This window comes from Raoultibacter phocaeensis (genome assembly GCF_901411515.1).
Lineage (GTDB): Bacteria > Actinomycetota > Coriobacteriia > Coriobacteriales > Eggerthellaceae > Raoultibacter > Raoultibacter phocaeensis.
The window spans coordinates 1,130,801-1,146,360 of sequence record NZ_CABDUX010000002.1; the positions used below are offsets into that span (position 1 = coordinate 1,130,801).

Annotated in this window: 14 protein-coding genes; 4 read left to right on the top strand and 10 right to left on the bottom strand. The window is 61.7% G+C overall.

From position 1 onward, the window contains the following. Positions 1-4: 4 nt before the first annotated feature. The 10 genes from FJE54_RS12680 to rplS all read right to left on the bottom strand — a co-directional run bounded on the left by FJE54_RS12680 (position 5) and on the right by rplS (position 8,763). A complete protein-coding gene (locus tag FJE54_RS12680) occupies positions 5-670 on the bottom strand; it encodes a response regulator transcription factor (protein WP_139653174.1) in 666 nt (221 codons plus the stop codon). A gap of 151 nt (positions 671-821) precedes the next feature. Continuing rightward, a complete protein-coding gene (locus FJE54_RS12685; protein WP_139653176.1) occupies positions 822-1,310 on the bottom strand; it encodes a hypothetical protein in 489 nt (162 codons plus the stop codon). Next, positions 1,310-1,888 (bottom strand): TetR/AcrR family transcriptional regulator, encoded by a 579-nt coding sequence (locus tag FJE54_RS12690; protein ID WP_180326732.1) that lies wholly within the window; start codon positions 1,886-1,888, stop codon positions 1,310-1,312. The genes FJE54_RS12685 and FJE54_RS12690 overlap by 1 nt, the downstream gene beginning before the upstream one ends. Positions 1,889-2,057: 169 nt before the next feature. After that, positions 2,058-2,999 (bottom strand): tyrosine recombinase, encoded by a 942-nt coding sequence (locus FJE54_RS12695; RefSeq protein ID WP_139653180.1) that lies wholly within the window; start codon positions 2,997-2,999, stop codon positions 2,058-2,060. Next, positions 2,992-4,356, bottom strand: a complete 1,365-nt coding sequence (gene trmFO, locus FJE54_RS12700; RefSeq protein WP_139653182.1) for a methylenetetrahydrofolate--tRNA-(uracil(54)-C(5))-methyltransferase (FADH(2)-oxidizing) TrmFO — start codon at positions 4,354-4,356, stop codon at positions 2,992-2,994. The genes FJE54_RS12695 and trmFO overlap by 8 nt, the downstream gene beginning before the upstream one ends. A gap of 27 nt (positions 4,357-4,383) precedes the next feature. Then, positions 4,384-5,385: a DNA-processing protein DprA gene (gene dprA, locus FJE54_RS12705; RefSeq protein WP_139653183.1), complete on the bottom strand. Its 1,002-nt coding sequence runs from the start codon at positions 5,383-5,385 to the stop codon at positions 4,384-4,386. A 12-nt stretch (positions 5,386-5,397) separates the two neighbouring features. Beyond that, positions 5,398-6,888 (bottom strand): YifB family Mg chelatase-like AAA ATPase, encoded by a 1,491-nt coding sequence (locus tag FJE54_RS12710; RefSeq protein WP_139653185.1) that lies wholly within the window; start codon positions 6,886-6,888, stop codon positions 5,398-5,400. Between the two features lie 14 nt (positions 6,889-6,902). Beyond that, on the bottom strand, positions 6,903-7,319 hold the full coding sequence (locus tag FJE54_RS12715) for a YraN family protein (protein WP_255467424.1): 417 nt from the start codon (positions 7,317-7,319) through the stop codon (positions 6,903-6,905). A 189-nt stretch (positions 7,320-7,508) separates the two neighbouring features. Next, a complete protein-coding gene (rnhB, locus tag FJE54_RS12720) occupies positions 7,509-8,288 on the bottom strand; it encodes a ribonuclease HII (protein ID WP_139653188.1) in 780 nt (259 codons plus the stop codon). A gap of 127 nt (positions 8,289-8,415) precedes the next feature. Beyond that, the gene (gene rplS, locus FJE54_RS12725) at positions 8,416-8,763 is read right to left on the bottom strand and encodes a 50S ribosomal protein L19 (RefSeq protein ID WP_139653189.1); all 348 of its coding nucleotides are present in this window, start codon (positions 8,761-8,763) and stop codon (positions 8,416-8,418) included. Positions 8,764-9,021: 258 nt separating this feature from the next. On the opposite strand from rplS, the gene FJE54_RS12730 reads away from it, so the two are divergent. From FJE54_RS12730 to FJE54_RS12745, 4 genes are read left to right on the top strand one after another with little or no spacing between them, the layout of a single operon-like run. After that, positions 9,022-10,344 carry an MFS transporter gene (locus FJE54_RS12730; protein ID WP_139653190.1) on the top strand — a complete coding sequence of 441 codons (1,323 nt, stop codon included), beginning with the start codon at positions 9,022-9,024 and terminating at the stop codon, positions 10,342-10,344. 13 nt (positions 10,345-10,357) lie between these two features. Further along, entirely contained in the window at positions 10,358-12,439 is a 2,082-nt protein-coding gene (locus tag FJE54_RS12735) for a glycoside hydrolase family 2 protein (RefSeq protein ID WP_139653191.1), read from the top strand. Between the two features lie 19 nt (positions 12,440-12,458). After that, complete coding sequence (locus FJE54_RS12740) at positions 12,459-13,739, top strand: galactokinase (RefSeq protein ID WP_139653192.1); 1,281 nt, start codon at positions 12,459-12,461, stop codon at positions 13,737-13,739. Next, positions 13,736-15,292, top strand: coding sequence for a UDP-glucose--hexose-1-phosphate uridylyltransferase (locus FJE54_RS12745; protein ID WP_255467426.1), 1,557 nt, complete (start codon positions 13,736-13,738; stop codon positions 15,290-15,292). The genes FJE54_RS12740 and FJE54_RS12745 overlap by 4 nt, the downstream gene beginning before the upstream one ends. The last annotated feature ends 268 nt before the right edge of the window (positions 15,293-15,560 follow it).

Genomic DNA, 15,560 nt, shown 5'->3' on the forward strand with positions numbered 1-15,560 from the left:
ATCCTCAGACAAGGTAGCCCTGGCCCCTGCGGGTCACCAGGTAATCGGTGACGCCGAGGCGCTCGAGGCTTTTGCGGAGGCGGTTGATGTTCACCGTGAGCGTGTTGTCGTCGACGAACTCGTCTGATTGCCACAGCTCGTTCATGATCTCCTGACGCGAGATGATGGTATCGTGGTTCTCCATGAGCAGCGAGAGGATCTTGAGCTCGTTGCGGGTCAGATCGATGCTCGCACCGCCCGCAGAGGCTACGCCTTTCGCCAAATCGAGCACGAGCCCCTTGTGCGCGATGCGCGAGGGCGTGCCCTGGCGTTGCGAGCGTCTGAGAACCGATTGGATGCGCGCGAGCAGGATTGCCGGATTGTAGGGCTTGGTCACGTAATCGTCGGCTCCGAGGTTCATGCTCATCAGCTCGTCGAATTCGCTGTCAGATGAGGTGAGCATGATGATGGGAACCTGGCTTTTCGCCCTGAGATCGCGGCAGATGTCGAAGCCTGACGTTCCCGGCAGCTTGAGGTCGAGCACGACGCAATCGGGATCGAACGCGAGTATCTCGGCAGCGGCTCCCCCGTACGACAGCGGCACTCCGCACTCGTAGCCCTGCAACTCCAAAACGTGCAGCAGCTCGGATCTCAAGGATGCGTCGTCTTCGACGACGAATAACTTCGGCACGGCTTCCTCGCTTTCGAATCATTATGCCTATGGTAAACGAACCGTTACCGAAACGCATCCGTCGGCCCGACGCACGTTGCGGTTTCGTTGCCTAATGCTCAGAAGTAGCCCGCTCAGAGGACCCGGCCCGCCTGTCCGATTCGCCGAGCCCCTACCGCTTCGCGGTCGGACGCGCGTCTCTTGCACGACTTTGGGGAATGACGGGACATGCAGGATCTGAGCTTTTGAAGTAGCGGATGATGAAGCTCAATCCCGCCACGGCGAGGGCCAATCCGAGTCCCGTGTAGAAAAACGCGATGAACCATTCGGGCACGAAACCCGACATGCGCAGCGCGATACCGCCGCCCATCATGATCGCCATGACGATGTAGCCCTTCTTGTCGAAGAACTTCCAGATATGAGTCCGGTCGTCTTCGTACCCGCGGATGCGGTTCGTGTGCTTCCCCACCATCTTCGTGAACACGAAGATATGGAAGATTACGAAGATGGCGATGGTGCCGAGAAGGAGCACCCAGAAAATCCACCCGGCCTCGTGCAGGTACGCTCCTATGCCGATGTTGGCTATGTTCAGGCCGGCGATCATCCATACGACGCCCGCTACGAGCAGCAGCTTCTCGGTTGCTATCTTGAGTACTCCCATTATGCTACCTCGCCTTTCCCTTCATAGAGCGCCGCGCGCAAAAGCGCCGCGAGGACGCAGATGTTCTGCGAGCCTTCGCTCAGCGCATCGAGCATCGATTCGAGCACGAAGCGGCAGAGGTCCTGCGCATCGACGCAGCCGAGTCGCCGTGCGTCGGCGCAGGGATCGTCGGCGAGCACCGTAGCGAGCCCCTCTTCCATATGGGCGAACACCTGGCGCTCGCGCTCATGGCCGACCGCCTCGCCCCGAAGCGCCAAAGCCCTGACCTCGGGAAGCCAGTCAGAGCGAAACGCCGCAAGCGCCTCGTGCATCGCCTCGAAGACACGCTCGACGTACGCGACGAAATCTTCGCCCCTTTCAGGTCGGCACGCGGCATCGGAGAGCGAGTTCTGCCAAAACCGCGCGACGACCTCTGCGACGAGATCGGGTTTCGAGGGGAAATGGTTGTAGATCGTTCCGACCGAAACGCCGCACGAAAGCGCAACTTCGCGAATCCCGAGCGATGAGAGACCCTTTTCAGAGGCGAGCTTAAAAGCGCTCTCCGCAATCGCGTGCCTGTCAATCGTCTGCCTTGCCATACCCGGCCTTTCCAGAGCGCCGCCGTACGCGGCTGCATGTATATGAACAACGTTCATTATACGCGTTCCCCAAGAGGCACCCTGTATTCTGAACAATGTTCATAGTGTCTCTACAGAATCGTAGCCGCCTGGTTGCCTTTCGGCGAGCGGCTCGTATCGCGACGGAGCTCTACCGTCCGCTGCGGGGATGCGCCTGGCTGTGCACTTCTTTGAGCCTATCCGGCGTAAGGTGGGTGTAGATTTGCGTGGTCGAAAGCCGCGCGTGACCGAGCATTTCCTGCACGCTTCGCAAGTCTGCGCCGCCTCCGAGCAGGTCGGTGGCAAACGTGTGGCGCATATCGTGGGGCGAAAGCGTTTCATCGACGCCCGCAGCGCGCAGGGTCGCCTTGAACATCTTGCGCATGGCGTCGGTACTCATCTTGTTGCCGCGCGTCGATACGAAAAAGTATTCGCATGCCCTGCCCTCGAGCAGCTTGGGCCGACCGAAATGGAGATAGCGCGCCATCGATGAGGCGGCCAACTCGTGAATCGGCACGATGCGCTCCTTGGAGCCTTTGCCGAAAAGCCTCACGTGCGCGTTTTCGAGATCAACCCCCGATAGCTTCAGATCGGACGCCTCCGATATACGGGCACCGCACGCGTAGAGCAGTTCGAGCAGTGCCTGATCCCGCATATCGGACGGCGTCTGATCGCGTTCGTTTCCCGACAAATCCCTGGCGCTGTGAACGGTGAGTATCTTCGCCATGTCGGCAGGCTTCACGGTATGCGGCAGGCTCTTCGGCTGCTTGGGCCCCTGTAAAACGGCTCCAGGGTCTTCCTCGATCGCGCCCTCTGCGCACATCCATCCGAAATAGCCGCGCAACGAGCTCAGTTTGCGGTTGATGGTGGTCCGCGAGTACTGTGCGCGGTCGAGTTCGCCCAAATAGAGTCTGAGCTGCCGATACGTAAGCGCAAGGGCATCCACCTCATGGCGGTCGGCCCAGCGAAGGAAATCGAAGATGTCGATGCGGTACGCGCGCAGCGTATGGGGCGACATGCCGCGCTCTACCCGAAGCGTTTCGAGGTACTGTTCGGCAAGCGCAGAAGCGCGCGTGCCGCCAGGCTCACCCATGGACGCACCCCGATCCGAGCAACCCCCGAGCGCTCAGGCATTCGCAATAGTCATCGAGCGCAGCCTTGCCGCGCGCAGCGTAGGCGGCATAGCGCAGACGCTTGTTCTTGACCCGCTCGTCCAAAGGCTCCATGATGCCGAAATTCACATGCATCGGCTGGTAGTCGACCACCGCAGGATCGCTTGCGTAAGCCATGAGCGCTCCGAAGGCGGTGAGACGTGGCATTACGGGCGCCTCTTCGCCGTGAAGCGCCGCGTACGTGCAGAGGGCTGCGTGCAGTCCCGACATGATAGCCTCGCAGTACCCTTCGGTTCCCGCGAGCTGACCCGCAACGAACACCGGGTTCTTACGGCCGTCTTCCGTTCGCAAAAGCCTCAGATCGCGTCCCAGCAAACGCGGGGCGTCGATGAACGTGTTGCGGTGCATTACCCCGAAGCGCGCGAACTCGGCATGCTCCAAGCCCGGTATCATGCGAAACACCCGCTTCTGCTCTGAAAATGTCAAGTTCGTCTGGAAGCCGACGAGGTTGTAGCTCATCGCATGAGCGTCCTCTGCCCGCAGCTGCAGCGCGGCCCACGGGCGCCTGCCCGTTGCCGGGTCGGTAAGGCCCACGGGCTTCAGCGCTCCGTAGCGCGGCGCATCCGCGCCTTTGCGGGCGATCTCCTCGATCGGCTGGCACGCTTGAAAAAGATCTTTCGTCTCGAAATCCTTCATGACGATGCGCTCGGCTGCGACAAGCTCGGCTATGAACGCTTCGTATTCTTCCTTTGTGAACGGAGCATTGAGGTAGTCGCCGCTTCCCTCCTCGTAGCGGCTTTGGCTGAACAAGCGGTTCATGGCGAGGGAATCGGCCATAACGATGGGCGCTGCGGCATCGTAGAACGAGAGGTGTCCGCTTCCCGTGAGCGCCTCGATGGCGCACGCCAACGCGTCCGACGTGAGGGGCCCGCTTGCGAGAATCGTCGCATCGGCGCCGTCGGGAACGCTGACAGCCTCCTCTCTGACCAGTTCGATGCTCGGATGACGCTCGATCCGATCGGTCACCGCGCGCGCAAACGCCTCGCGATCGACCGCGAGCGCTCCCCCCGCGGCAACCCTCGTCTGATCGGCCGTTTCTATAAGCTGCGATCCGAGCGCCTTGAGCTCTGCTTTGAGCATACCCGCTGCGCTGTCGGGGTTCTCGCTTTTAAGCGAATTCGAGCACACGAGTTCGGCGCATGCCCCGGTCGTATGGACGGCTGTGCCCCGCACAGGCCTCATCTCGATCAAACGCACGGCTACGCCGCGATCGGCGAGCTGGAGCGCCGCTTCGCTGCCGGCAAGGCCGGCTCCCACTATGTCTACGTGTTTTTCCATACGTCGATGGTACCAAATGTCGCCCGATCACACCACGACGGGTCCGTATCGTCCATCGGGATAGCGCACGACGCGCCCCGAGCGCTGGAGTTCGGCGAGGCGGATCATCAGAAACGTGATCGCATTGCCCTCGATCCGAAACTCGTCGTGCAATCCGCCCGCTTCGACGAAGCCGAGCATATCCTCGATGCTCATCGGATTCGCGCAAATCGCGTCGAGTATCGCATCGCCCTCGCCCACAGTCTCCGGAGCATATGCGGCGTCTTTGCACGGCGGGTGCGGCACGCTTTCGGCCCCCGCCTGCTCGAACCCCGGCAACGCCTGCTGCCCAAACAGCGCATCGAGCACGCTCTCGAACGTCTCGTCGTCGATGATGGGCGTCGCGCCCTGGAACAGAAGACGGTTGGAACCCCGCGACGATTTCGAGGCGATCGACCCCGGCACCACAAGCACCTCCCTGTTTGCGGCAAGCGCCTCGTCGGCAGTGGAAAACGTACCCGACGGCAAACCCGCCTCCACGATAAGCGTTGCCTTCGCCAGTCCGGCAATGAGGCGGTTTCTCGCCCGAAACGTATGCTTCATCGGCGGAAACGACCATCCTTGCTCCGATACGACCGCACCGTGCGAATCGACGATCTCCTGGAATAAGCCGAAATGGGAGGCAGGGTAGAGCTCGTCGCACCCGCCGCCGAGAAACGCCACCGTCGTGCCGTTCGCCTCAAGCGCCGCCCGGTGCGCAGCTGCATCGCACCCGCGCGCTCCCCCCGAGACAACCGGAATGCCGTGTATCGCCGCAAGCCTCGCGAACCGCTTTGCGCACGAAATGCCGTAAGGCGTCGCGTTGCGCGCACCCACGATGGCGATGCCCTCCCCAAGCGCTCCGATGTCCCCGATGACATAGAGCCTCTCGGGCGGATCGGCGATCGTGCACAGGGCTTCGGGAAAGCCTTCCTGCCCGCAGACGAGTTCGGTTCTCGGCCCCCGCAGACGGGGGCCGCTGTAGCGTACGAATTCCTTGTTCTGTTGCATGGCCGATCCTTTCTATACCGCGCCTATTCCGTCGCGCAAGCGCAACCCGAGCGCTTCGCACACCTGCGCCCTTCCTACTTTTTCCCGTCCGTCCATATCGGCGATCGTCCTTGCGATGGAAAGCGTCTTGACGATACCCCTTCCGCTCATCCGATGCAGTGCAGCCATGTCTTTGAGGAATTCCTCATCGTCTTCCTCAAGCGAGCACGCAGCGATGATCGAACGCTCGGCCGGCATTCCGCGGTTCTGCTCTTTGCGCCACGAGGCGAATTCCCGTGCCTCCATGACACCCTTCCTGAGCACCTCCGAAGCCGTGCCGGCTCCGCCGCCGAGCACCATGTCGAAAGACGCCCTCCAAACATCGATATGGATGTCGATGCGATCCATGAGCGGCCCGCCGATCCTGCCCTGGTAGGTGCGTATCTGCGCCGCCGTACACGAGCACCGCTCGCCCGTATCCCCGAAATACCCGCACGGGCAGGGATTGGAGGCGGCAACGAGCATAAACCGCGCTGGGAACACCACGCTGCCTTCGGCCCTCGTAACTGCGATCCTACCCGATTCGATCGGCTGCCGAATCGCCTGTAGCACCGATGGCTTGAATTCCGGGAACTCGTCAAGGAAGAGCACGCCTCCCGTCGCAAGCGATATTTCGCCGGGTCTCGGAGGTGTTCCACCGCCCACAAGGCCCGCCATGCTCGCCGAGTGATGGGGCTTTCTGAACGGCCGTTTCCCCGCAAGAATGGGGCCTATGTCCTCCCCAGCAACCGAATGCACCAGCGCCGTTTCCACTTTCTCAGATTCCGTGAGCGGTGGCAAAATCGAAGGAAGCCTCGATGCGAGCATGGTTTTTCCCGAACCTGGCGGGCCCATCATGAGAACCCCGTGGCCGCCAGCGGCTGCCACCTGCAAGGCGCGCTTCGCCGCCTCGTGCCCCGATACGTCCGAGAAATCGAGCACCGCAGCCGTGTCGTGGCGAACCTGCGTGACCGGTACACCGAAGCTGCCGCGGCGAAACGACGAAAGGCTTGCAGCGGTCCTGCATACGAGCCCCTCGAGTTCGATCAGCCCATCTTCAGGCTGCGCGCATACAAGCGATAGGCCCTGGTTTCGAGCACAGAGCTCGAAGGCGAGCATGCCCTTGACTGCGCGCAGCTCGCCCTCAAGCGACAGTTCGCCGACACAGAGGGAACCCTCGATGAGCGAAGCGTCTATCTGTCGCGTGGCCGCAAGGATTCCGAGCGCAATCGGCAGATCGAATCCCGAACCCGATTTCTTGAGCGAACCCGGTGCCAGATTCACGACCACCTTGTCGGCCGGCATGCGAAAACCGCACGCCTTCACCGCCGCCCGCACGCGCTCGCGGGCTTCCTGGATTGCGGCATCGGGCATGCCGACGATCGAGAACCCCGGCATGCCGGTTCCCACGGATACTTCCACCGAAACGGGAACGGCCTCGACGCCGCGTATCGTCGCACCTTGCACGCTGCACTGCGCTTGCATGACGCAGCTTCCGCTCACTCGTCGGCCGAGAAGGCGTTATGATGATGGCGCAGCAACGCCCGCTCGCCGCCGATGACGAGGATCGACACCACATCGAACCTGACGGCGATGTCGACGGTGTCGAAGGTTGCGAGGAAAGCCGCTGCGATCCTCTCGTACCGCTCGCGTTTTTTCTTATCCACCGCCTCCTCGGGAAGCCCTTTATCGGCGTTCGAACGCGTTTTCACCTCGACGAAGACAAGCACGTCCTCGTCGAAGGCTATGATGTCCGCCTCCCCGGCCGCACATTCCCAGTTGCGCTCGAGTATCTCGAACCCTTTCCGCTCAAGATACCGCGCCGCTGCTTCTTCACCCCTTCTTCCAAGTTCCCGGTTGTGGCATTCGGCCGGCGCTTCCGCCTGCGGCCTTTCCTGCGTTGCTGTTGCATCCATCATGGCTCCTTTCCGTGGGAGGCCATGCTACCGCGCGCTGCTTGCACGGGGGTGCTCGCGAAAGGAGCGAAAGCTGGCAGGAAGCTCACACGCGGGGGAATCGCATATGATGCGATATGCACCCAAGGTATTCACGGAAAAACAACGTGACGCACATCAAGGGATGCGCGCGTGCGGTTTGCGTGCGGTTTAAAAGAGGGTTTCTTGCACGAACGCCGTGCAAAAGGTCGTACGGTGAATAGGGCACAGCCCCTGGTTCTTGATCGCCTCGATGTGCTCTTTGCTCGCATATCCCTTGTTCGCGTCGAAGCAGTATGCGGGATACTGCTCGGCATACAGGCACATGATGCGGTCGCGTTCGACTTTCGCAACGATCGACGCGGCGGCGATGGAGGCGCATTTCGCATCGCCCTTCACCACGCTTCGCTCACGCGGGTCGATGCGCAAGGGGTTTCCGTCAAGAAGGATCGCATCGGGCCGTATTCCCTGAGCTTCTATTTCCATGACGGCTTTGTGGAAAACGAACCGAAGCGACGCCGTCATGCCGACGGCATCGAGTTCGTCAGGTTGGACGTGTTGGATCGTCCAGGCGATTGCCACTTCCTTTATGCGAATGGAAAGCTCTTCTCGCCGCTCGGGCGTAAGCTGTTTCGAATCGTTCAGACCGGGAATGCGGGGCTCGCCCGGGAGAACGACCGCCCCTACCGTCAAAGGACCGGCTACCGGTCCCCTGCCGACCTCGTCGAGGCCGACGGCCAACCCGCCTTCGGCAAGCTCGTGCTGCAACGCGTAGAGGCTTGCGATGCGCTGCTCTTCAAGCGCCTCCGCTTCAAGCCGATGACGGGCCGATTCGAGCGCACTCGCGATGCCCTTGCGCGTATCGGCAACGAGCGAGCGCTCCAGTACGGCGAACTCGGCGGCATCGGCCTGCTGCAGGCGGCTGCGTATGTCGGCTACGGTTTGGCTCATGGGCACCAGTATATCGGATGCGCACCCGTTCGTCTTGCATCTGCGCGATCGCCGCCTTGTCGCAGAGGTCTATCCGCACAGAAAAAGACCCCTTGCGGGGTCTTTGGTTTACAGGAGCGCTTCGCGCTTAGTTGAAGGACTTCTCCTTGATTTTCGCGGCCTTGCCAACCTTCTTGCGCAGGTAGTAGAGCTTCGCACGGTTGACATCGCCCTTGCGCATGACCTCGATCTTCTCGATCTTCGGCGAATGGACCGGGAAGGTACGCTCGACGCCGACGGAGAAGCTGATCTTGCGAACCGTGAACGTCTCGCGGCTCGAGGCGCCGTGGCGGCGGATCACATCGCCCTGGAACACCTGAATACGCTCGCGGTTGCCCTCGGTGATGCGGTAGTGGACCTTCACGTTGTCGCCCACGTTGAAGTCAGGAACGTCCTGCTTGATCTGCTGTTGTTCGATAGCGCGAATGATGTCCATGTTCGATTCCTTCTATATACTCATCATACTTCTTAAACATACGCAACGGTATGGTGCTTCCATAAAGACACGATCAGTTAGTATAACGCCACACCCGATCAGGCGCAAGTACCTATCTGCGGGCATTTGGTGAATGCGTGCAGCTATACCGCCCGCACATGAACGTCCGATGCAGAAAACGAGCTTGAGCACTGCGCGACAGCGCATTATCTAGTAGCATGGACGCAGATTGTTTCTTCAAGAGAAACGGAAGCGCCCATGGCACCTATGACGTCCGCCCGCCCTTTGACTAAGAAATCCTGGCTGCTCATCGTGTTGCTCTCGTTCGTAGGCCAGGTGGCGTGGGCACTCGAGAACAACTTTTTCAACCTGTTCATTCAAGACGTGTTCAATGCCTCTCTCGCCGATGTGGCGCTCATGGTGTCGGCATCCGCGCTCACCGCAACTGCGACGACGCTGCTCGTGGGCGCGTGGTCCGACCGGGTGGGCAGGCGCAAGGTGTTTATCGGCGTAGGCACCATCCTCTGGGGCGCCTCCATCATCGTGTTCGCGTATCTGCAGACCATCTCGCTTGCACTCGCCGGCACCACAGCCGCCGCCATGGCGTTCGGCGTCACGCTCACCATCGTGTTCGACTGCGTCATGACGTTTTTCGGCAGCCTCGCGAACGATTCGTGTTTCAATGCCTGGGTGACCGACATCACCACCGAGAAGAACCGCGGCAAGGTAGAAGGCGTGAACTCCGCCATGCCGCTTCTTGCGATGCTCGCGGTGTTCGGCGGTGCGATGTTTCTCATGATCGTGCGGCCCGACGGCACGGTCACCTACGACTACCCGCTTTTCTTCATCATTATCGGCTGCTCGGTCATCGCGCTCGGCATCCTCGTACTCGTGCTTATGGACGACTCTTCTCCCGAACGCAAAGAAACGGGAGGGTATCTCAAAAGCGTGTTTTACGGCTTTCGGCCTCGCTCGCTCCGCGATAACCGCATGCTCTACCTCGTACTGCTCGCATACTTGGTATTCGCGACCGCCCTGCAGGTGTTCATGCCTTATTACGTGCTCTACCTGCGTCTTCCCTATATTCTCGGCGAAAGCTACGTGTTCATCATGGCTCCGGGCATCATCATCGCAGCCCTCTTCACCATCTTCTACGGCAAGCGGGTCGACAGACGCGGGTTCATTCGCTCCGTCGTCTTTCCGCTCGTCTTATTCGTTGCCGGCTGCATCGTGCTCACGCTGTTCACCGACGCCGTCTTCGTGTTCGCGGGTTCAGCGCTTATGCTCTGCGGGTACTTAGGGGCCGTCGCATGTTTCGGCGCGGAGGTGCGCAACAATACGCCGAGCGGTTACGTGGGCTTATTCCAGGGCGTGCGCATCTTCATGGTCGTGCTCATACCCATGCTCATCGGCCCGTGGATCGGGTCGGCGCTGAGCGCGTCGTCGGGCACGCTCGGCTTCGGCGTCGTCGGAGACGGGTTCACGCCCTCCTCACTCGTGTTTTTGGGCGGAGCGGCCGTCGCGCTTCTGACGTTTGTTGTTCTGATTGTCATCCGCCGTATACGCTCGAAAGCCGAATAGGGGGCGGGGCTGCATGCTTGACATCAAACGCGTTATCGCGAGCGCTCCAAGGAAAAATGAGCAGATTCAGCTCAAGCCGCTTTACACTGTATGGGGGAAGCGCGTTGCGGAAGACGGCGGTTCGGATGATGCCGCATCGGGCAAACCGCGTCAACAGCATAAGGACGAACGCCTAGCCGATGCATCCACGCACGCGGGAGAACCCTCATCGACCGCCGCCCGGCGCACGCTCGGCACCTCTGCGCACCACCCGCATCCGCAGTTCGAGCGGGCGAGCTTTCATGCGCTCGACGGCTGGTGGGATTACCGCATCGAAGCTTCGGACGATGCGGCGAACGCATGGCGATGCGCGCCCGTGCCCCTCACCTTCGAAGGGCGCATCCGCGTGCCCTTTTCTCCCGAAGCGCCGCTTTCCAGCGTGAACAGGCAGCTCAAACCGCACGAGTTCATGTGGTACCGGCGGTTTTTCCCAGCACCGCCCGAGCTGAGTGCGACACCCGACAACCGCTGCATGCTCCACTTCGAAGCGGTCGACTACGCCTGCGCCTGCTACGTGAACGGCACGTGCGTGGGCACCCATGTCGGCGGATACCTGCCGTTTCGCTTCGACGTCACCGATGCGCTTGCGTCAGACGGCGCAGACAACGAGCTTGCCGTGTGCGTATTCGATCCGAGCGATACGGGCGTTCAGCTGCGCGGCAAGCAGAAGCTCGAACGCGGCGGCATATGGTACACCGCGCAAAGCGGCATATGGCAGACCGTGTGGCTCGAAACGGTGCCGACACGCCGCATCGAATCGCTTGCGATCGACGCGCAAGCCGATACGGGCACGCTCAGCCTCGCCGTAGAAGTAACAGACGGCGCTGCGCAAGGCGATGCCGATGCGGCGCCGCTCTCGCCCACTGTGCGGCTGTTCGACGGAGACGACGAGATCGGATGCGCGACCGCCGATTCGAGCGCGAGTATCATCGACACCGCAGACGGCACCAATGATGCGAACGGACTCGATGCCGCAGACGACGGTCGCGCAGCGGCGTTTTCGAGCCCGACACGCACCTGCTCGCTTTCGCTTTCCGTATCCGATCCGCACCTGTGGAGTCCCGAAGACCCGCACCTGTACCGCCTCGAGCTCTCGTACGGCGCGGACCGCGTTTCGAGCTACTGCGCGTTTCGCACCGTCACCATGGAGCCGGACGAACACGGAATCATGCGCCTGTGCGTCAACCACGAGCCGCACTTCCTCAGAGGCGTGCTCGATCAGGGGTACTGGCCCGATGGACTGCTCACCGCCCCCGCAGACGACGCGCTTGTTTTCGACATCGAGACGTGCAAGGAGCTCGGCTTCACCATGCTGCGCAAGCACATCAAGATCGAGTGCGACCGCTGGTACTATCACTGCGACCGGCTCGGGATGCTCGTGTGGCAGGACATGGTTTCGGGTGGCTCGCCCTTAAGCGTGTGGCATTCGAGCTACAAGCCGACGTTCTTTCGAAGTTCGTGGACAAGATGCGCCGACGATACGCCGAAGCACCATCGCCGCTACTCGGCGGAAAACGCGATGTACCGCGCCGAATGGACCGAAACGTGTGCAGAAACCGTCTCCTACCTCAAAAACCATCCCTCCATCGTCACGTGGGTGCTCTTCAACGAAGCATGGGGGCAGTTCGATGCGCGAGCGGCGACCGAGATGGTTCGCCGCCTCGACCCGACCCGGCCGATCGATGCGGTCAGCGGCTGGTACGACCAGTCCTGCGGCGATTTCCTGAGCGTGCACAACTATTTCCGCCCCCTTGACGTGTACGAGGATCCCGCCCGCCCGCACCGCGCGTTCGTCATCTCCGAGTTCGGGGGCCTCTCGTTTCACGTGCCGGACCACAGCTCGCTCGCCACCTCGTACGGCTATGGGAGCTTTGCGGATGCGGAAGCGTTCGAAGACGCCGTGCGGTCTGCACTCGCCGAGGCGGACGCGCTCGAAGAAAAAGGGCTCGCCGGCTTCGTGTACACCCAGCTCTCCGACGTCGAAGAGGAGACGAACGGGATTCTCACCTACGATCGACGCATCAGCAAGCTCGCGGGGGCGATCCACCGTGACTGACGCCGCAGGAAAAGAAGCGATGAAAGAAGCGCACGTTCCGGGCCGCGCTGCTTCGGACGCAATGCGCGTGCGCGAGGAAGCGGCGCTCGTACTTCGCGAGCGTTTCGAGGCGCGCTTCGGCAACGCATCGTGCGAGGCACGCGCTTTCGAGCCATTCGTGCTCGCCTCGGCTCCCGGACGCGTCGAGCTCGCGGGCAACCACACCGACCACCAAGGCGGGCGCACCATCGCCGCCGCCATAGAAAAACGCGCCTGGGCTCTTGCCAGGCCCAACGGCACTGACGAGATCCGTGTCAGTATGGAAGGGTTCGGCGAAGCACGCTTTAGCACAACCGATCTCGAGGCGCGCGAGCGCGAGCGCGGGACATCACGGGCGCTCGTGCGCGGCATGGCGGCGGCCTTTGTGCGCTCGGGCTGCGCACTCTCGGGCTTCGACATGGTAACCCGCTCAGCCGTTCCCGTCGGATCGGGCGTTTCGTCGTCAGCCGCATTCGAAGTGCTTCTCGGCACCGCCATCCGCGCCCTGTTCGATCCTGCTGCCGAAACCGAACCACCTGATCTGACCGCCATCGCACTTGAAGGCGTATGGGCAGAACGCACGTACTTCGGCAAGCCGTGCGGCGCTCAGGACCAGCTGTCTTCCGCGTATGGCGGCATTGTCGCGCTCGACTTCTCGGACGCGGTAGCGCACGTCGAACCCATCGCCTTCGATGCGGATGCGTGCGCCTACTCGATCTGCCTCATCGATAGCCGCTGCGATCATTCCGCGTACACCGACGAGTACGCAGCCGTTCCCGCCGACATGTTCGATGTGGCCCGGTACTTCGACTGCGAACGGCTCGAAGACGTGCCGTACGATCTCTTCCTCAGCCGGCTTCCCGAGATCCGCGCTCAGCTCAAAGACCGCAAGGTTTTGCGTGCGCTTCACTATTTCGAAGAGACGCGCCGTGCCTCTGAGCAGGTACAGGCACTTAAGAAAGGTGATTTTGAGGCGTTTCTCGCATACGCGCGCCTCTCGGGCGCCTCATCGGCCCAATTCCTGCAAAACGTCTCGCCGCATGCCGATGGGTCGCAGACTCGGCAGCCGGCCATGGTCATCCTTGCGCTCTGCGCCCACCTGCTCGGCACGCGAGGCGCGTGGCGCATTCACGGGGGCGGCTTCGGCGGAAGCGTGCTCGCCTTCGTTCCCCGCGAAGAAGCCGCTTCGTTCGCAGCCTCGATGGACCGGCTGCTCGGCTACGAAGCCTGCTCGCTCGTCTCGATCAGCCCTCGCGGAGCTTGGGCGGAAAGGCTCGCATGATGGAGGACCGTCTTCCCGCACCGGAAGAAGTGCGCGCAACCTTTCGCCGCCTGTTCGACGACGATCCCGAAAAGGCTGTCGCCTACCTGTATGCACTGGGAACGGCGAGCGGCTATCTGAAATCGGAAACCGTCGAACGCGCCCTTCGCTGGACAAGCGAAAGCGCCTACGGAACGCTCGAATGCACGATTAACCTCGCCAAGCCCGAGAAGGACCCCCGCACGATCGCCAAGGCCGCCTCGAACTCGTCGGGCAATACGGGATCGAAGCGTGTCCAGACCGATGCCATCACGGCATTTCCCGAATCGCACCCCGCACGAGTGGCGCCGCTGTGCGATCTCTGCTGGGAGAACGAAGGATTCCCCGGCACGTGCGATCACCCTGCGAAGCCGGGCCTTCGTATCGCCCCCCTCTCGCTCGGCGGCGAATGCTGGGGGCTCCAATTCTCACCCTACGCCTACTTCCCCGAACATTGCATCGCGCTTTCGAGAGAACACCGACCCATGAAGATCGACGTAGCGTGCTTCGAGCGTTTACTTGATTTCGTCGACGCCCTGCCGTTCTACTTCGTTGGATCGAACGCCGATCTGCCCATCGTAGGCGGCTCGATCCTCTCCCACGATCACTTTCAAGGCGGCAGATACACGTTTCCGCTCATGAAGGCGCCCGTTGAACGCGAAGTCGCACTTTCGGGGGCACCCGGTGTGCGCGCCGGCATCGTGCGCTGGCCGGCGTCGGTTCTGCGCCTCCGCTCGGAAAACCGCAGCGAGCTCGCCCATGCGGCAACGAACGTCCTCTATGCGTGGCAAGGGTTTTCCTGCGATGCCTGCAACATTGTATCCGCAAGCGCAGGCGAAACAGGAATCGTCGTCACGCACAACACGCTCAACCCTATCGTGCGCAAGACGGGATCGACGTACAGCATGGACCTCGTGTTGCGCAACAACCGAATCGACGCAGAACACCCCTGGGGCATCTTTCATCCCGGCGCAGAACTCCATCACCTCAAGAAGGAGAACATCGGCCTTATCGAGATCATGGGACTCGCCATCCTACCCCCGCGCTTGGCTACGGAGATCCCCGCCGTCCAGCGCGAACTTATCGAAGCGGCGCGATCGGGGCTTTCCCCCGAAATGCTGGAAACGCGCTTGCGCGATCAGTCCCTCACCGCCTCCCATGCGTCGTGGGCAGCCGCTATCTACGCGCGCCGCAGCGCAGAATTTCTCAAAGGGCACGCCGACTTGGCGCAAAGCGGCCGTCATGCGACTTCACCGAGTGTGCCCAGAAAGCCCGGCGCCGACCTCTCCGCGCATGCCCATGCCGAAACCCGACCGTTGCAAGCTGAAGCACCTGAGCCAGACGACGTGCTCCATCCCGTCACGAGCAACGAAACCAAACCACCCGAGCCCGTCTGCGCACTCCATCCTGTCATCAAAGACGAAATCGGACGTGCGTTCGCACGCATCCTCGAAACCACCAGCGTATTCAAACGCGATGAAACCGGACAAGCAGGTTGGACAGCCTTCCTGGACGAGCTCAACCGCACGCGATGAATGCGAGGGAACACCGATCGACGTGCCGTCGCGATTCTTCAGCGATTCCCAGCAGCAACAACCTCCGACGACCAATATCGACGCATGGTGCCGTTCAGCCTCTGGATTCCATGCCGCTTGACCATCGATGGGCGGGCGATCGGCAAGGGGCGCAGGCGTGCGCCGATGGTGATTTGGCGGCGGAAGGCCGACCAAAGCCCAAAAACCGCCGTCGTGAAGCGTTCGACGGGCTTTAAGGCCTCGACGGGACACGCAAACGGAAGGCTGT